At 36.8% G+C, this 18,805-nt stretch carries 18 protein-coding genes and 1 riboswitch; of the genes, 17 read left to right on the top strand and 1 reads right to left on the bottom strand.

Going from position 1 to position 18,805, the window contains the following annotated elements:
- Positions 1-124: 124 nt before the first annotated feature.
- From trxA to H1D32_RS06775, 3 genes are all read left to right on the top strand, one after another.
- Positions 125-439 carry a thioredoxin gene (trxA, locus tag H1D32_RS06765; protein WP_261177482.1) on the top strand — a complete coding sequence of 105 codons (315 nt, stop codon included), beginning with the start codon at positions 125-127 and terminating at the stop codon, positions 437-439.
- A gap of 158 nt (positions 440-597) precedes the next feature.
- Positions 598-2,370, top strand: coding sequence for an excinuclease ABC subunit UvrC (gene uvrC, locus H1D32_RS06770; RefSeq protein ID WP_261177483.1), 1,773 nt, complete (start codon positions 598-600; stop codon positions 2,368-2,370).
- Between the two features lie 141 nt (positions 2,371-2,511).
- Positions 2,512-2,698, top strand: a riboswitch (Lysine riboswitch).
- 327 nt (positions 2,699-3,025) lie between these two features.
- A complete protein-coding gene (locus H1D32_RS06775; protein ID WP_261177484.1) occupies positions 3,026-4,261 on the top strand; it encodes an aspartate kinase in 1,236 nt (411 codons plus the stop codon).
- Between the two features lie 326 nt (positions 4,262-4,587).
- Here the strand turns inward: H1D32_RS06775 and H1D32_RS06780 are convergent, their stop codons facing one another.
- Entirely contained in the window at positions 4,588-5,034 is a 447-nt protein-coding gene (locus tag H1D32_RS06780) for a YslB family protein (RefSeq protein WP_261177485.1), read from the bottom strand.
- 187 nt (positions 5,035-5,221) lie between these two features.
- On the opposite strand from H1D32_RS06780, the gene H1D32_RS06785 reads away from it, so the two are divergent.
- From H1D32_RS06785 to H1D32_RS06850, 14 genes are all read left to right on the top strand, one after another.
- On the top strand, positions 5,222-6,571 hold the full coding sequence (locus H1D32_RS06785) for a TrkH family potassium uptake protein (RefSeq protein ID WP_261177486.1): 1,350 nt from the start codon (positions 5,222-5,224) through the stop codon (positions 6,569-6,571).
- Positions 6,572-7,108: 537 nt separating this feature from the next.
- Positions 7,109-7,717, top strand: coding sequence for a succinate dehydrogenase cytochrome b558 subunit (locus tag H1D32_RS06790; RefSeq protein WP_261177488.1), 609 nt, complete (start codon positions 7,109-7,111; stop codon positions 7,715-7,717).
- A 27-nt stretch (positions 7,718-7,744) separates the two neighbouring features.
- Positions 7,745-9,508 carry a succinate dehydrogenase flavoprotein subunit gene (sdhA, locus tag H1D32_RS06795; RefSeq protein WP_261177618.1) on the top strand — a complete coding sequence of 588 codons (1,764 nt, stop codon included), beginning with the start codon at positions 7,745-7,747 and terminating at the stop codon, positions 9,506-9,508.
- 2 nt (positions 9,509-9,510) lie between these two features.
- A complete protein-coding gene (gene sdhB, locus H1D32_RS06800) occupies positions 9,511-10,272 on the top strand; it encodes a succinate dehydrogenase iron-sulfur subunit (RefSeq protein ID WP_261177489.1) in 762 nt (253 codons plus the stop codon).
- 219 nt (positions 10,273-10,491) lie between these two features.
- Entirely contained in the window at positions 10,492-10,959 is a 468-nt protein-coding gene (locus tag H1D32_RS06805; RefSeq protein ID WP_261177619.1) for an acyl-CoA thioesterase, read from the top strand.
- A 93-nt stretch (positions 10,960-11,052) separates the two neighbouring features.
- Complete coding sequence (locus tag H1D32_RS06810; protein WP_261177490.1) at positions 11,053-11,277, top strand: helix-turn-helix domain-containing protein; 225 nt, start codon at positions 11,053-11,055, stop codon at positions 11,275-11,277.
- 312 nt (positions 11,278-11,589) lie between these two features.
- Entirely contained in the window at positions 11,590-12,909 is a 1,320-nt protein-coding gene (locus tag H1D32_RS06815) for a short-chain fatty acid transporter (protein WP_261177491.1), read from the top strand.
- 445 nt (positions 12,910-13,354) lie between these two features.
- Positions 13,355-13,618, top strand: coding sequence for a phosphocarrier protein HPr (locus H1D32_RS06820; RefSeq protein ID WP_261177492.1), 264 nt, complete (start codon positions 13,355-13,357; stop codon positions 13,616-13,618).
- A gap of 233 nt (positions 13,619-13,851) precedes the next feature.
- Positions 13,852-14,301, top strand: coding sequence for a MarR family winged helix-turn-helix transcriptional regulator (locus H1D32_RS06825; RefSeq protein ID WP_261177493.1), 450 nt, complete (start codon positions 13,852-13,854; stop codon positions 14,299-14,301).
- A gap of 39 nt (positions 14,302-14,340) precedes the next feature.
- Positions 14,341-15,138, top strand: coding sequence for a glutamate racemase (racE, locus tag H1D32_RS06830; protein WP_261177494.1), 798 nt, complete (start codon positions 14,341-14,343; stop codon positions 15,136-15,138).
- 186 nt (positions 15,139-15,324) lie between these two features.
- Positions 15,325-16,386 (top strand): GerMN domain-containing protein, encoded by a 1,062-nt coding sequence (locus H1D32_RS06835; protein WP_261177495.1) that lies wholly within the window; start codon positions 15,325-15,327, stop codon positions 16,384-16,386.
- Positions 16,387-16,597: 211 nt separating this feature from the next.
- Entirely contained in the window at positions 16,598-17,356 is a 759-nt protein-coding gene (gene rph / locus H1D32_RS06840; RefSeq protein ID WP_261177496.1) for a ribonuclease PH, read from the top strand.
- An 11-nt stretch (positions 17,357-17,367) separates the two neighbouring features.
- Entirely contained in the window at positions 17,368-17,961 is a 594-nt protein-coding gene (locus H1D32_RS06845; protein ID WP_261177497.1) for an XTP/dITP diphosphatase, read from the top strand.
- Between the two features lie 72 nt (positions 17,962-18,033).
- The gene (locus H1D32_RS06850) at positions 18,034-18,549 is read left to right on the top strand and encodes a metallophosphoesterase family protein (RefSeq protein ID WP_261177498.1); all 516 of its coding nucleotides are present in this window, start codon (positions 18,034-18,036) and stop codon (positions 18,547-18,549) included.
- Positions 18,550-18,805: the final 256 nt, after the last annotated feature.

An 18,805-nucleotide genomic window follows, 5' to 3' on the forward strand; every position in this document is an offset into this window, starting at 1 on the left:
GCCTTGGATAAAACACTCTAAAAAAGGGGAAATTTACACTGAAAGCAATTTTCTAGCTAGCCTCAATGAAATATTGTATAATACTCTATGAGGTAAAATGATGGAATATAGGGAGGATTTAACAATGGCAATTGTAAACGTAACAGATCAAACTTTTACTAGTGAAACAAGTGAAGGTGTAGTATTAGTAGATTTTTGGGCTCCATGGTGCGGACCTTGTAAAATGATTGCACCTGTATTAGAAGAACTTGATGCAGAATTAGGCGGTAAAGCTAAAGTGGTTAAGATTGACGTGGATGAAAATCAAGAAACAGCTGGTAAATTCGGCGTGATGAGCATTCCAACGTTATTAGTATTCAAAAACGGTGAGGTTGTAGATCAGGTTGTCGGTTTCCAACCTAAAGAAGCGTTAGCTGAACTTTTAAACAAACACTTATAATAAAAAAGCCACCTGAACGGTGGCTTTTTTAGTTTAGAGTTATTGAGAGTGTTGCACTTAAGCATTTTCTTTCCAAAACTCTACACTTTACACTTTACACTCTAAACTGTTATAGTTCTTCTAAATATAATATCATCGGTAAAGTGTGGTGATTTGCATTGGAGAAACTAAAAGAGAAATTAGCAATATTACCAGATCAGCCTGGTTGTTATTTAATGAAAGATAGGCAAGGGACCACAATATACGTTGGAAAGGCAAAAATTCTAAAAAATAGAGTCCGATCGTATTTCACTGGTTCACATGATGGGAAAACTCAACTTTTAGTAAGTGAGATTGAGGATTTTGAATATATTATAACCTCTTCAAACTTTGAGGCTTTAATTTTGGAGCACAATTTAATTAAAAAGTATGATCCGAAATATAATGTTATGTTAAAAGATGATAAAAGCTACCCTTACCTAAAAGTTACTTCAGAGGAACATCCCCGTCTAATTACAACGCGTAATGTCAAAAAAGATAAAGGTAAGTATTTTGGGCCATATCCAAACGCTGCAGCTGCTAGTGAGACTAAGAAGCTACTTGATCGTTTATATCCACTTAGAAAGTGTTCTACAATACCGGATCGAGTCTGTCTGTATTATCATATCAATCAATGCCTCGGACCGTGTATCCAAGATGTAAGTAAAGGTACGAACCGTGAGATGGTAGAGGAAATTACTCGATTTTTAAATGGAGGTCATAAAGAAATAAAGAAGAGCCTTATCGCAAAAATGGAGAAAGCTGCAGAAGCACTTGAATTTGAGCGTGCGAAGGAGTATCGCGATCAAATTCAGCATATTGAAGCTGTCATGGAAAAACAAAAAATGACTATTGCCGATGATATTGATCGAGATGTCTTTGGGTTTGCCTATGATAAAGGGTGGATGTGTGTACAGGTGTTTTTTGTTCGCCAAGGAAAACTGATAGAACGAGATGTATCGCTGTTTCCTGTATATCAAGAACCCGATGAAGAGTTTTTAACGTTTTTAGGGCAATTTTATAGTCAAAAAGAGCACCTAAAGCCTAAAGAAATATTCTTACCCAATACAATAGATAAGGATCTGGCAAGCGAATTTATTCAAGTTAGAACTGTCCATCCTCAAAAAGGAACAAAGAAAGATCTAGTGGACCTCGCTACCAAAAATGCTGATGCCGCTTTAAAAGATAAATTTGCCTTGATTGAACGGGATGAAGCAAAAACCATAAAAGCAATCCAAAACTTAGGAAATGCGTTAAAGATTAAGACACCTCATGTTATTGAAGCGTTTGATAATTCGAACATTCAAGGTGTTGATCCGGTTTCGGCAATGGTCTCATTTGTGGACGGTAAACCAAATCGAAAAGGGTACCGTAAATATAAAGTAAAAACAGTCCGCGGCCCTGATGATTACGAATCAATGCGTGAAGTAGTTAGAAGACGTTATTTAAGGCAGCTTAAAGAAGAGTTACCATTACCGGACCTCATTGTCATTGACGGTGGTAAAGGACAAATCTCAGCTGCTCAAAGTGTTATTGAAGATGAGCTTGGTCTAGCAATACCTGTATGCGGATTAGCGAAAGATGCGAAACATCGAACTTCGCAATTGTTAATGGGAGATCCTCCTGAGGTAATCCCATTAAAAAGGGATTGTCAAGAATTTTATTTACTACAAAGGATACAAGATGAAGTCCATCGCTTCGCTATCACCTTTCACCGACAAATCCGAAGTAAAACATTGTTCACTTCTGTTCTCGATGAAGTTGAAGGTGTTGGCGAAAAACGAAAACAAGCCTTATTGAAGCACTTTGGTTCCGTGAAAAAGATGAAGGAAGCCAACTTAGAAGATTTTCAACAGATTGGCATTCCAGTTAAAATAGCTCAATCTTTGATGGAAAAACTGAAAGGCAGTTAAGAGTGTAGAGTTTTGAGTTGTTCTGGCAATGTGTCGAAGCAGAGAACATAAACGCTAAAATCAAATTGAAAAGCTGTTGTAAGCAACAACTTTTCATGGTAAACTCAATCTTAATTAAATATCCAATACTTCAAAAGTTGAAGTTGTGGTAGAGGAGCAAAAACCAAGAGTATGTTATTTAAGGACGATGAGGTCCAGTGAGGATAGCGGAAAGGGGAATTTGCCGAAGTGTAAAGAGAACTCATACCTTTTTATGCTGGACCTGCATTTAAGAAATGTAGGGCTGTCACACAGTCACCCAAAGATTGTGTGGAGAACTATCTCACGTGTGCGGGAACATTATTTTAGTTTCTATTTGTTTTGACACAAAAAGTCGAAGCATCAGTGAGGAGTTTTCCTTATTGGTGCTTTTTTTATTGTTAAGGAAATTATATGTTTTTTCATTTATGGATAAGTTTAATTATAGTGACAGTCTAGCTCTAGCGCCCAGTCCCTCGAGGTCAAATAACCTTCGAGAATAAAAGTGAAAGAGCACACTTTTTTTCTCGAAGAACATTTGCTTGTCGGGGCTACCCAGGGCGCTTGCGCTTTGTTCTAGAAAAATACTACTGAGATAGGTTTGGGAAAAGGAAATTTTAAAAAGGGAGTTGCGAGCATGGGTTTAGTTGTCCAAAAGTTTGGTGGAACGTCAGTTGGTAGTGTTGAACGAATTAAACATGTTGCAAGTAGGGTAATTGAAACAGTAGAAAAAGGTCACCAAGTTGTAGTTGTTGTTTCAGCAATGGGGAAATCTACGGATGAATTAGTCAGTTTAGCTAATGGCATTACTGAAAAGCCAAGTAAACGTGAAATGGACATGCTATTAAGCACTGGAGAACAAGTGACAATTGCTTTATTATCAATGGCATTACAGGAGAGAGGCTATGAAGCTATATCATTAACAGGGTGGCAAGCGGGGATCGTAACTGAGGATTGTCACAGTAATGCAAGGATTACAAGATTTGAGGAAGCGAAAATCAGTAAACATCTGGAGGAAGGTAAAATTGTTATTGTGGCAGGCTTTCAGGGGTTTAGTGAAGTTGGCGAAATTACGACTTTAGGTAGAGGTGGTTCAGATACCACAGCTGTTGCATTAGCTGCTGGCTTAAAAGCAGATCGTTGTGACATTTTTACTGACGTAACAGGTGTTTTTACAACGGACCCACGGGTTGTAAAAACTGCGAGGAAGCTAAGCTCAATCTCTTATGATGAGATGCTCGAATTGGCGAATCTTGGGGCTGGTGTATTGCATCCCCGTGCAGTAGAGTTTGCAAAAAATTATCAAGTAAAATTGACTGTTCGATCTAGTATGGTTGAAGAAGAAGGAACAATTATTGAGGAGGAAGTATCTGTGGAAGAAAATTTAGTGGTAAGAGGCTTAGCTTTTGAAAGCAATGTAACGAAAATATCTGTTTGTGGCATGCCAAATGATATTTCAGGATTATCAAATCTTTTTACGACACTAGCGACGAATAATATAAATGTTGATATTATTATTCAAAACGCTATAGCTGCTAGTGAAAATTCAAATATTTCCTTTTCAATTCTCTCTGAAAAATTAACAGAAACTTTAGATGTACTTGAACAAAACCGTGATCAACTGCGATTTGAGGAAATTCTTCATGAAACAGGTTTAGCAAAAGTATCGATTGTTGGCTCAGGAATGATTTCTAATCCTGGTGTTGCAGGACAAATGTTTAAAGTGCTCTCTGACAAGGGTATTTTAATTAAAATGGTTAGTACGTCAGAGATCAAAGTATCTACAGTTGTTGATCAAGTGAATATGGTCAAGGCCGTTGAAGCCTTACATGAAGCATTTCAATTAGATAATGTAAAAGTTGCAACTGCTTAATAACGAAACAAAACGAGCAAATCATCAATTTGATTGCTCGTTTTTTGAAAGATAAGAAGTATTTACGTTTTCACCACTTGATGTCTAGCTCCAGCGAGGCTACTGCTTGAATTAGCTTCTAGCTGCCTTGCGACGAGCAAACGTAGTGGCGCAGGAGCAGCTGTTAAGCCCCTCGAGGTCAAATAACCTTTTTCATTAAATGCTGCCTCTGTGGTCCAGTAGGTCCTCGAGGCAAAGCTGCATGTAGAAACTCTAGAAGTAACACACGTTGTGAACGAGGTCAGTAGCTTTTGTCGGGGCTAAGCAAGGCGCTTGCGCTTTTCTCATTATACGCTAATTCGATCATGACTGTCCCATTTGACGTGAAAGACTACTTTTTTTATAGAACCATTTTTGGGTTCCTCATTCGTTTCAGTTATAAATCCAGTTATATTTTCAATTTGAGCTGCCAAAAATCCAGCTTCTAGTGGTCGAACGATATTTTTTTTGTTTTCAAAAAAGTTCGATGTAAGCTCAAAAAGTAATTCTGATTTCTTTTCTTTGGTTAGTGTAAGTTCTCCCCAACCTGCTCGATGAAAAAAAGCGATAATTTCAGTTATATCATTTAGTGGATACTTTCTAGCTAATGATTTACCCGCCCAATACAAAATAATATTATGCTCTTTTCCTAACAGTTCCGGTAAAACATCCTCTCGGATTAGGTTATAGCCAAACAGCGGTATTTGATGCTCTGTTTCATCTATGGTAGTTGTCTTTTTTTGACCAAAGATCATTATTTCCCCCCACTCTTCTACAATCGTAAAATTAGTTTAGCTAAAGCCATAGCTCATTACTCACATATTTCTTAATTCTAAAAATTACATGATAAAGTTATTATATCTTCTTTATCAAAACTTCACTATATGCAATTTATAAATTTGTGGTATACTAAACCCCGAATCAATTCGGAGGTACATAATTATGAATTTATCAAAGGGGAAGTTTCTAACCCCGTTTCGAATTATTATCATGTCTTATGTTGTTGCGATGTTTTTATTTAGCTTTTTATTATATTTACCGATTTCAAGCTTACCTGGTGTTAGTGTTACTTATTCAGAGGCGTTATTTACTTCAGTAAGTGCTGTTAGTGTAACTGGACTTACCGTTGTAAATGTTTCCGAAACGTATAGCTTTATAGGAATTATCTTTTTAGCTATAGCGATTCAGCTAGGTGGAATAGGTATTATGACCCTAGGTACATTTGTATGGATGATTTTTGGTAGAAAGATTATCTTGTCACAACGAATGCTTATCATGGTAGACCAAAATCAGAATACTTTCTCAGGGTTAGTAAATTTAATGCGAGGAATTTTAGTTGTTGCTTTGGCAATTGAACTACTTGGTGCCATTATTTTAGGAACCTATTTCTTGAACCACTTTGATACAGCCAAGGAAGCTTATTATCAAGGGGCTTTTGCCGCATTAAGTGCTTTTACAAACGCTGGCTTTGACGTCACTGGACAATCATTAATTCCGTTTGCAGATGACTATTTTGTCCAACTTGTAACCATATTACTTATTTTTGCGGGGGCTATTGGTTTTCCAGTCTTAATGGAATTAAAGCAATATTTTTCAAAAGATCATCCTAACTTTAAGTTTAGTTTATTTACAAAAATTACAACCTCTACGTATTTTATTGTCTTTTTGGTTGGTTTTATCTCAATTTGGATTTTGGAGGCAGGTCATTATTATTCTGGGCTTGAATGGCATCAACAACTCTTCTACTCACTTTTCAACTCAGCTACCGCAAGAAGTGGTGGTTTATCAATCATGGACGTTTCGGAACTGAGCTTGGCTACTTTGCTGCTCATATCTGGGCTGATGATTATAGGCGCTAGCCCATCGAGTGTAGGTGGTGGAATACGAACAACGACACTTGCTGTTCTGTTTTTAACGATTCGAAGTTTTGCTTTGGGTAAGAGTGATGTGAAAGTTTTTGGACGAGAAATTCATCAAGAAGATCGTCAAAAATCATTTATCGTTTTATCGGTCTTTATCGTCATGTTATTTACGGCAATCATTTTAATAGCTGCTTTTGAAAATAGTGGAGAAATTGCTCTAATGGCTATTATCTTTGAAGCAAGTTCCGCATTCGGAACTTGTGGTCTTTCGATGGGAATAACGCCCAATTTAAGTTTACCTAGTCAAATGGTGTTAATGGTGTTAATGTTTATCGGTCGTGTTGGCCTTGTAGCATTCCTATTCTCGGTCCGTAAAAAGGAAACAAAAAGTTATTATAAATATCCAACAGAACGAATTATTATTGGTTAGTATTAAGGAGACAGTAATTGGGTAAAATTCCCATTATTGTCTCTTTCTTTTATCGGGTTAAAAAGACGAAATTGTTAAAACTTTGTGAATATTAAAGCCGTAAATATAGATTTAAAGAGGGAATATGGAACATTAAATATTTAAAGATATACATGCGACAAGGGTTCAGCGGTGGTTGTGAAAAAGGTAACAAAAGGAAATAATGGACTCTATTAATCTGAATTTACAAACAATAATTGTATCCGTTTTCTTGACCTGGATGGTTGATGAGAGTAAAATAAAATTGTCACATTATATTCAAAGATAGTGTTTTTTACTTTGTTGACAAAATGAAAAAACTATTATCCTAGTGTTAAGTCTAGAAACTATGGAGGGATGTAAATTATATTAAAAAAAGACCAGAGGTTTAATTTGTCTTAAGGAAATGAATATACTTTAGTCGTTTTGCTAACGTATATTTACACAGTTCGAGCTTTCCCAATTTAAATGCTGAGGTTCATACCTCTACTAAACTACGAAAACAGGGGGAAACAAAGTATGGCCGGTAACCGAGAGTTTTTCTTACGTAAATTGCACTCTTTATTAGGAGTTATTCCAGTAGGGCTTTTCTTAATTGTTCACTTAACGGTGAATTATTTTGCGACATATGGTGAGGAAAGTTATAACAAAGCAACTCATTTTATGGAGAGCTTACCATTCCGTTATGTATTAGAGATTTTTGTTATTTTCCTACCAATTCTGTTTCACGCAATCTATGGGTTATACATTGCCTTCCAAGCGAAACATAACACAGGTACATATAGTTACTTTAGAAACTGGATGTTCAGACTTCAAAGATCTTCAGGTGTCATCACTGTAATTTTCTTAGCGTGGCATGTGTGGGAAACAAGAGTTGCTGCTGCACTTGGAGCAACTGTTGACTTTAACATGATGGCTAACATTGTTGCTAATCCATATATTTTAGCATTCTATATCGTTGGTATCGTTGCAGCAACGTTCCATTTCGCTAATGGATTATGGTCATTTTTTGTTACTTGGGGAATCACAATTACTCCTCGATCACAGCTAATCTCATCATACGTTACTCTAGGTGTATTTGTAGCGTTAACGTTTATGGGAGTTCGTGCAATCTTAGCATTTATCTAGTAGTCAAATATTGAAGGAGTGGTCATGATGAGTAAAGGGAAAATTGTAATCGTTGGTGGTGGCCTAGCAGGTTTAATGGCTACTATTAAAGCAGCTGAAGCTGGGGTTCAAGTTGATTTATTTTCGGTTGTACCAGTTAAACGTTCTCACTCTGTATGTGCCCAAGGTGGTATAAACGGAGCTGTAAATACAAAAGGTGAAGGCGATTCGCCTGCAGAACACTTTGATGACACAGTATATGGTGGTGATTTCTTAGCAAACCAACCACCAGTAAAAGCGATGTGTGAAGCTGCACCTGGTATTATTCATTTAATGGATCGTATGGGAGTAATGTTTAACCGTACACCAGAAGGATTGTTAGATTTCCGTCGTTTTGGTGGAACGCAACATTCACGGACCGCATTTGCTGGAGCAACAACTGGTCAACAGCTTCTATATGCGCTAGACGAACAAGTTCGCCGCCATGAGGTAAGAGGGTTAGTAAAGAAATATGAAGGTTGGGAGTTTTTATCTGCAATTATCGATGACGAAAGAGTATGTCGAGGAATTGTAGCTCAACATTTATCTACTTCTGAAGTTCTACAGTTTAAAGCGGATGCAGTTATTATTGCAACAGGTGGCCCTGGAATTATCTTCGGGAAATCAACCAATTCAATGATTAACACTGGATTTGCAGCAGCTAAGCTTTATGAACAGGGTGTTTACTACGCTAATGGTGAATTTATTCAAATACATCCAACAGCCATTCCTGGGGATGACAAACTTCGTCTTATGAGTGAATCTGCACGAGGAGAAGGTGGACGTGTTTGGACCTATAAAGACGGTAAGCCTTGGTACTTCTTAGAAGAAAAATATCCTGCTTACGGTAACCTTGTACCGCGTGATATTGCGACAAGGGAGATTTTTGATGTCTGTGTTAACCAAAAACTAGGAATTAATGGTGAAAACATGGTATACCTAGACCTTTCACATAAAGATCCTAAAGAACTAGACATTAAACTAGGTGGAATTATGGAAATTTACGAAAAGTTTATGGGTGATGACCCACGTAAATTACCTATGAAAATTTTCCCAGGTGTTCATTACTCAATGGGTGGATTATGGGTAGATTATAACCAAATGACTAATATCCCTGGGTTATTTGCAGCAGGTGAGGTTGATTACTCACAGCATGGTGCAAACAGACTAGGTGCAAACTCTCTTCTTTCAGCTATCTATGGAGGTATGGTTGCTGGCCCTAAGGCAGTACAATATATCTCTGGTTTAGAGAAATCTGCAGAGGACGTATCAGAAGCAATTTTCGAAAGACATGTCAAAGAAGAAGAGTCTAAATTCTCTTCTATTCTAAAAATGGATGGCACAGAAAATGCTTACCAGCTTCACAAAGAGCTAGGAGAGTGGATGACTGATAATGTTACTGTTGTTCGTGAAAATAAGCGTCTCTTAAAAACTGACGAGAAAATCACTGAGCTTATGGAGCGCTATAAAAATATTAACATTAATGATACTGCTAGTTGGAGCAATCAAGGTGTTGCGTTTACACGTCAGTTAGGTGGTATGTTAAATTTAGCTCGTGTAATTACTCTTGGTGCCTATAACCGTAACGAAAGTCGTGGTGCTCATTACAAACCAGAATTCCCTGAGCGTAATGATGAAGATTGGATGAAGACAACGAAGGCAAAGTTCGATGCTACGAATAATGCTCCTGTGTTTGAATATGAGGAAATTGACGTTTCATTAATCAAACCACGTAAACGTGACTACACCACTAAAAAGAAAGTGAGTGAATAAGCATGAGCTCAAAAACCATTCGATTTGAAATCACTCGACAAGCGGATACAAGTTCTACGTCATATATAGAGAAATTTGAAATACCGTATCGTGAGAATATGAATGTTATTTCAGCTCTTATGGAGATTCGCCGAAATCCCGTTAACTCTGAAGGACATAAAACGACCCCAATTACTTGGGACATGGTCTGTCTTGAAGAAGTATGTGGAGCCTGTTCAATGGTTATTAATGGAAAGCCTAGACAATCATGTACTGCGCTAATAGACCAATTAGAACAACCAATTCGTTTAGAGCCAATGCGTACATTCCCAGTTGTTCGCGATTTACTAGTAGATCGAACTAGAATGTTCGAATCGTTAAAGAAAGTAAAGGCTTGGATTCCAATTGATGGTACTTATGATTTAGGTCCTGGTCCAAGAATGGCAGAAAGTAAGCGCCAATGGGCTTATGAGCTATCAAAATGTATGACATGTGGAGTTTGTTTAGAGGCTTGTCCAAATGTTAACAGTAAATCTCCTTTCATTGGTCCAGCACCGCTTTCACAAGTTCGTCTCTTTAATTCACATCCAACAGGAGAAATGAACAAAGCTGAACGATTGGAAACTATTATGGGAGAAGGCGGCTTAACGAACTGTGGGAACTCACAAAACTGTGTTCAAGCATGTCCGAAAGGAATACCACTAACAACGTCAATTGCTGCTCTTAACCGTGACACGACAATTCAATCATTTAAAAACTTCTTTGGAAGTGACAACAATATTTAAATTTATTTGAAGTTCATAATCTATTATATTAGTGCCACTTACTAAATAATAGGAGTATGAAATTCTTCAACATGTAACGAAAACTCATTTATATTTATGCTTACTCTAATCAGCTAGTAAGTGCAGAATTTTAATAAAAACTGGATGTATAACTCCAGTTTTTATTTTATATAATCATGAATGATTAATCATTCATTAAAAGAGGGAAGGGCTGAGTTGATGAAAAATATAGCTTATATTGAAAACTTTGAGGATTGGGCTAATAGTTTTACTTATTCATATCCTGTTAAAGTTCGCTTTTCTGAAACAGATTTATTTGGTCATTTAAATAATACCAAGGTGTTTGTTTTCTTTGAGGAAGGTCGTATAGAGTTTTTTAAAGAAATAGGGGTCATGCAACAGTGGCTAACTCGTGGTGGAGAAGGAATTCCTGTTACCTCTGATTTGCAGTGTAATTACTTACGGCAAATTTACTTCGATGATCGTTTAGATGTCTTTGTTAAGATTCATTCAATTGGACAAACATCGGTGGATTTGCACTATTTGATCAAAAATCAACATGGGGATATTTGTATTACAGGAAGAGGAAGAATGGTACAAGTTCATAAGAAAACAGGCAAATCGATCGAATGGGATGAAGTAATCAAAAATAAACTTCACTCTTCAACAACATCAGCAAATATTTAAGTCACATGGTTACCTCTTTTTACATAGGATAACGTAGCTAAGTACTAAAAATATTCCTATGCATTGCAGCCCGTGCAAGAGAGGGTGAAATTATTGAAAGACCATGAATTCCGTCCTAAACCACTACTCACAAAACGTGAGAAAGAAGTATTTGAACTACTAGTTCAAGATAAGACTACAAAAGAAATTGCACAGCAGCTATTTATAAGTGAGAAAACTGTTCGTAATCACATCTCTAACACAATGCAGAAGCTTGGAGTAAAGGGGCGCTCTCAAGCAGTCATTGAATTGGTGCGGTTAGGATATTTAAAGATTTAGCAGTTGAAGCTGGTCATAAGTGGTTCACTGGAATACAGTGAGTCCATTTGTGAACCAGCTTCAATTTGTTTATTTGAGGAAAAAATCGATTTCTGCATTCTATAATAATATCTTCAATCATAGTATATAGTGTCTCAAGGTATCAGGTTTTAAGAACTGGTACTAAAATTGGTGAAAAAGGGGGCTGTTTCGAAAAGTACATTTTTAGATAAGTTTGTAAAAAAATTTCATTCTTTTTTGTAAGCGGTTACATGTTCTAGAAGTGTTCTAAACGCTTGTAGGCTAAAAAAATGTGAGAGGTGATAAGCGATAATGAATAGGATAACATCATTTACAAACAAGATTATGCAGCGGTATTTACCAGATCCATTTCTCTTTGTAATCATATTAACCCTCGTCGTTTTTGGATTAGGTGTAGTACTGACGAATAGCTCACCTAAAGACATGGTTGTTTTTTGGGGTGATGGCTTTTGGAACTTACTAGCATTTGCGATGCAAATGGTATTAATTTTAGTAACCGGGTACGTCTTAGCTAGCAGCCCTCTTTTTAAAAAATTATTATATAATTTAGCGAAGTTAGCTAAGACACCGGGTTCAGCTATTATTCTAGTTACTATAGTAAGCTTGTTCGCTAGCTGGATAAATTGGGGATTTGGATTAGTAATCGGTGCCCTTTTTGCCAAAGAATTAGCAAGGCAAGTAGCAAAAGTGGATTATCGCTTATTAATTGCAAGCGCATATTCGGGTTTTATTGTTTGGCATGGAGGATTAGCAGGCTCTGTTCCGCTGACCATTGCCACCCCTGGTCACTTTTCCGAGGATCTTATCGGGATTATACCAACAAGTGATACAATCTTCTCTTCATTTAATTTATTTATCGTTGCAGTTTTATTTATAACATTACCAATATTAAATCGGTTAATGATGAACAATAAAGACGCTGTTTACGTAGATAAAAAATTGCTAGAAGATAACGAGGACGTAAGTCAAAATGAACAAGCAGAGGTTGTGACACCAGCGACGAGATTAGAAAATAGTATGATTTTATCATTCGTAACTGGTACCTTAGGGATAGCTTATATCATTTATTTTGTGTCACAAAATGGATTTAGCCTAAATTTAAATATAGTCAATTTTATATTCTTGTTTTTAGGGATATTATTTCATAAAACACCACGTAACTTCTTAAATTCAGTTTCAAATGCAGTTAGAAATGCCGGCGGTATTATTATTCAATTTCCATTTTATGCAGGAATTATGGGGATGATGGTTGCTTCAGGACTTGCTGGTTTGATGTCGGAGTGGTTTGTATCTATATCAACAGTGACTACTTTCCCGTTTTTCACATTTATTAGTGCTGGAATAGTTAACTTTTTTGTTCCTTCGGGTGGAGGGCAATGGGCTGTACAGGCGCCAATTATGTTAGCTGCGGGGAACGATCTAGGTGTATCTGCTGCTAAAACAGCAATGGCAGTTGCATGGGGAGATGCTTGGACAAATATGATCCAACCTTTCTGGGCACTACCAGCCTTAGCCATTGCGGGATTAAAAGCAAAGGACATTATGGGTTTTTGTATTATTGTTTTGTTTGTAAGTGGGATTATCATAAGTTTAGGGTTCCTATTGTTTTAAGTTAACAAAAATCATATATGCTTTTATAAGAATGCGTGGGAAAAGTCTGCCCTGTAAATAGATCTGACTTTATAAGTATTCTTCATTAACTCTATTTTTTGAATTGCTTATGGTGAAAGTGAACTTTCTTAGGGATCTACTTTGTAAACAGATCTGACTTCGAAAGTTCACTTTCTTTTATCTAAGAGTTTCATCAATTCTATTTTCATCGCTTATGGTGAAAGTGAACTTTCTTAGGGATCTACTTTGTAAACAGATCTGACTTCGAAAGTTCACTTTTTTTATCTATGAGCTTCATCAATTCTATTTTTATCGCTTATTGGTGAAAGTGAATTTTCTTAGGAAGCTTACCAAAGCTATGAGTTTTCTTACATGTTATAACTATAAAGTTTTTCTATTGTTTTAATATCTGATATAATGGTGAAAAATTATAGAGGTGCTAACTATGCCAGAAAAAGTTTATACAATCACAGCAGATACTGGAATACATGCAAGACCAGCGACTCATTTAGTACATAAGGCAAGTCAGTTCCAAGCTGAAATTACATTAACATACAAAAGTAAAACCGTTAATTTAAAATCAATTATGGGGGTCATGTCATTAGGAGTAGGTAAAGGAGCGGAAGTAACGATTATAGCAGAAGGTTCAGATGCTGAAGAAGCAATTTCTGCCATTGATGCGCTTATTAAAAGTGAATTGGGCCAGTAAAAAACTCCTGGTTCTTAAAGGTAATGAGGAGCTTATAGCAAGCTCCTTTTGTATGTTTACAACAAAATTAGTACAGAAAATAAATGCTAACATCGAGGTTCTTTCTAAGATAATTTCACTTCAGATTAAAATATTCTTTAAATATGATAGAGAACACTTGAAATTAACTCTAAAAACAAGGAAAATGTAAATATAATGTCGAATAGCGGATTACATTTTTGGAGGAGGAAAAAATGGTAGAGAATAAAAACAAAGAGATCGATCAGGTAGCACACATTGAAAAATCAATAAGAATGATTGCAGATGTAGTTAAACAAAAAGGTCGGGAAATTTTAACACAGTTCCCGATAACTCCGCCACAGTTTGTAGCATTACAATGGCTTCATGAATTTGGCGACATGACAATTGGTGAACTTTCATCAAAAATGTACTTAGCGTGTAGTACGACTACAGACCTTGTAGATCGTATGGAAAAAAATGAACTTGTAGAACGAGTGAAGGATACGAACGATCGACGTGTTGTTCGAATACATTTACTAGAAAAGGGCGCTACAATCATCCAGGAAGTAATTAAGAAGCGACAAGAATATCTGAGCGATGTCCTAAAACATTTATCAATTGAAGAGGTAAATGTTCTTGAACAGAACCTAAGTCATCTGTACGCCGAAATGAAAAGAGAATAGTGACAAACTAGAAATATCAGATGAAAAAGAGGGAAAGAATTGAATAGAGCTGTTGGTGTAATAGATTCTGGAATTGGCGGCTTAACGGTTGTAAAAGAAATGTTAAGACAGCTTCCAAAAGAAGAGATCTTATATATCGGGGATACTGCAAGGTGCCCGTATGGTCCTAGACCACAACATGAAGTAAGGCAGTTTACGTGGGAAATGATTAATTATTTACTAGACAAAGAGATAAAAATGCTTGTTATTGCTTGCAATACGGCAACAGCCGTTGTCTTAGAGGAAGCAAGAGCTAAGCTGGATATCCCCGTTGTTGGTGTCATTCATCCGGGGGCGATTTCCGCTTTAAAGGTTACCAAGAATGATCATGTTGGTGTGATTGGGACAATAGGTACAATAAATAGTGAGGCTTATAAAAATACGTTATTAAGCATCAATAATAAAATAAAAGTGGAAAGTTTGGCATGCCCAGCGTTTGTTCCGCTTGTTGAACGGGGGATTTTTAACGGTGCGGAAGCTTATGAAGTCGTAAAAGAAAGTTTACGACCCCTTCGAGGCACTGACATTGATACGCTAATTTTAGGCTGCACTCATTATCCACTTTTGAGTACGGTTATCCAAGAAGTGATGGGTGACAATGTTGATATTATCTCCTCAGGTGACGAAACTGCTAGAGAAGTAAGTGCGTTACTTTATCATAAGCAATTGCTCTATACTGGAAATAGAAAACCTAACCACACCTTTTATACTACAGGTGAAGAAATTCACTTTAAAAACTTCGCCCAAGGCTGGTTGGAAACGACAATTCCATTTGTGACAACAATATCACTTACGTAAAAAAGCCCACTAACCAGGGCTTTTTTGTTTTGGGTGAGGAGTTTTGAGTAGGGAAAATGCTTCGAAGTGTTAAAATCACCAACTCAAAAATTCATAACTCAAAACTCAAAACTTTAAAAAGGGTTGGTCTAAAATTATAAAAAGCTCGTATACATATTAGTACAAACCACCTGAGGAGGGAAAAACATGCGAAAAAGTTACAGAGCAGGCGTACCAGCACTTATTGCTCTATCAATTATTGTATCTGGTTGTAGTCTTGGTGCCGAAAAAACGATGAATGAGACTGACCCACCACCTGTTAGTTATGTCGATGAAAGTGTTTCCTTTGACACGGATGTCGAGACTGATGCCGAAGAAACTAGTAAAGAGATGGTGACTGAAACGACGATGAGAGAGCTTTATCTCATTGACCAAAATGGATTAATAGCTCCACAAGCTCTACCATTACCAAAGTCTGAAGGAGTGGCAAAGCAAGCGTTAGAATACTTAGTTCAAGACGGGCCGGTAACGCAATTATTACCAAATGGATTTCAAGCAGTTCTACCTGCAGGAACTGAAATTTTCGGAGTCAATATTAAAGAAGGTGTCGCTATTGCCGATTTTTCGGAACAATTCAAAGAATATCGGCCAGAAGATGAACTGAAAATTTTACAGTCAATTACATGGACATTAACACAATTTGATAGTGTTGAAACCGTAAAAATTCGTATCAATGGATATGATCAGGAGGTAATGCCAGTTAACGGTACTCCGATCGGGGAAGGCTTTAGTCGTTCAAATGGGATTAACATGGAAACTAATAACATTGTTGATATTTCAAATAGTAAAAGTGTGACCTTATACTTCCTTGCCCAAAATGGCGAGAATGTGTACTATGTTCCGGTCACGAGAAGAATTAATGCAAATGAAGACCAATACCAAGCTGTTGTAACCCAACTCTTAGCAGGTCCTTCTAATTTTTCAAATCTATTAACAGATTTTCTACAGGGGGTAGAGCTCATTGAGGCTCCACGTTATGCAAATGGAGTAGTTACAGTGAATTTTAATGAAGCTTTACTCAACCATATTGATGGGACGGCTATTAGCGAAGAACGATTAAATCTTTTAGTTCTATCTTTAACAGAACAATCAGGTGTTGAAAAAGTAGCAATTGAGGTAAATGGAGATAATAAAATCCTAATGGCTACAGGAGAATTTTTATCAGAACCTGTGGGAAGACCTCTTAAAGTTAACTCAGGAAAGTACTAATATATTTTAACAATTTACTAGTGTCAGATCACCACTGGGATTACTTTTATAAGGTATCCTAATGGTGGCTGACACTTTTTTGATAGTATTCATAACCACTTTGCTTATTTCCTTAAAAACAAGGGGAAGATATGGAAGTGAACGTTTGTGTTTGAAGAAGGAACTAATCATTGGTATTATAGAAAATGAATGAAAAGAAGGAGGAATTTGGATGCGAGTTGACGGACGTCAATTAGATGAATTAAGACCAGTACATATAGAAACTGAATATATAAAACATCCTGAAGGATCAGTATTAATTACAGTTGGTGACACAAAAGTGATCTGCACTGCAAGTATAGAAGAACGGGTCCCACCATTCATGCGAAATCAAGGGAAAGGTTGGATCACAGCAGAATATTCGATGTTACCAAGAGCAACAGAGCAAAGGACCATTCGCGAGTCATCTAAAGGTAAAGTTACAGGTAGAACGATGGAAATTCAACGTCTAATCGGTAGGGCTCTTAGGTCGGTAGTTGACCTTGATAAAATTGGAGAACGCACAATTTGGATCGATTGTGACGTTATACAGGCTGATGGTGGTACGCGAACAGCCTCGATCACAGGGGCGTTTGTTGCAATGGTGTTGGCGGTGGAAAAGTATATGGCAGCTGGAAAAATAGTGAAATTCCCAATAAAAAATTACTTAGCTGCAGTATCCGTTGGCGTTGATCCAAAGATCGGAGAAATCCTTGATCTAAACTACCTTGAAGATTCGAGTGCTGATGTTGACATGAATGTCATTATGACAGGTAATGGACAGTTTGTGGAACTTCAAGGAACGGGTGAAGAGGCAACTTTTTCTAGAGAACAACTTAATCAGTTGCTTGATCTAGCTCATAAAGGAATTAACGAGCTGTTTATAGAACAAAGAAAAGCAATAGGTTCTTTTGCAGACAAAATTGCCACTCTGCCTAAACTTGAAGGGTAGGTGCCATAGATTTGAAAGTTCTCTTAATTGCAACAAAAAATAAAGGAAAGGTCAGAGAATTTGAGGACCTGTTTGCAAAGTTCGGCTACCAAGTTCAATCACTGTTAGAGATGGGTGATTCTATCGATGTGGTAGAGGATGGAGTTACCTTCCAAGAAAATGCAATAAAAAAAGCTGAAACAATCGCTAGTGAGTTCCGAATACCAACTTTAGCCGATGATTCAGGATTAATTGTTGATGCCCTTGATGGACGTCCAGGAGTCTATTCAGCTCGATATGCAGGTGAAGAGAAAGATGATCAGGCTAATCTAGAAAAAGTGTTAACTGAGTTAGAAGATGTTCCCGAACTAGAACGTACAGCAAGATTTCATTGTTCATTAGCATTGGCAATTCCAGGAAAAGAAACGATTGTCGTTGATGGAACATGTGAAGGAGTAATAACAAGAGAGCCGAGAGGTGAGCATGGGTTTGGGTATGACCCGATTATGTACATTCCCTCGATGGATAAGACGATGGCACAGCTAACCAAACAAGAAAAAAATATGATCAGTCATCGATCTAATGCTTTAAAGAAATTACAAGAACAACTGTCGGAAGTTTTCTAGAATAAAACTCGAACTAAACGACAATGTTATTTTCAAAACAAAGGAAAACCTTTTTCAAAAAGGGGAATTTTTATGAAGCTGTTAATAATAAGCGATAGTCATGGATTACAAGATGAGCTCTTTGGAGTATTTGATAGACATGCAAAAGAAGTTGATAAGATCATACATTGTGGAGATTCCGAGCTAAGTAAAGATGCATTCATATCTTATGATAATTTGCTTATTGTAAGGGGGAACTGTGATTATGACGCTAGCTTTAATGACGAAATAAATACAGATGTGATGGGATTAAAGATCTTTTTAGTTCATGGCCATCTTCATAATGTTAAGTCTTCAGCAGTAAACCTTTCTTATCGAGCTGAAGAGTTAAATGCAAAATTAGTTTGCTACGGACATACTCATGTAGCAATTTCATTTCAGGAGAATGGAATTATCTATATAAATCCAGGTAGTTTTCGACTACCTAGAAAACGGATTGAACGAAGCTACGCTATTTTAAATTATCAGCAAGATGAAGCAACAGTTAATTATTATGATCATTTAGGTAAAGAGATTTTAGACTTGAAAAATAGTTTTGTTTTGTTGTAAGATATATGTATCAGGCGGCTATGAAAAAAACATTTTTTTAGCCGCTATATAATTCTTGACATATGGATATTATAGTTATATACTATTAATTGTCGCTAATGATTAGTTCAATAATTAATGTGGATGTCAGCAACGCTTTAATTAACTATTTATAATAATGCGTGGTAAAACCTCAGCCACGAGCAAAACTGCCCTGGAAAATCTACGAGTTGTCTCGACGTATTAACATCTCTGAAATGTTTGAAGAGGAAGAGAC

Origin of the sequence: Anaerobacillus sp. CMMVII (assembly GCF_025377685.1) — a bacterium.
Classification (GTDB): Bacteria; Bacillota; Bacilli; order Bacillales; family Anaerobacillaceae; genus Anaerobacillus.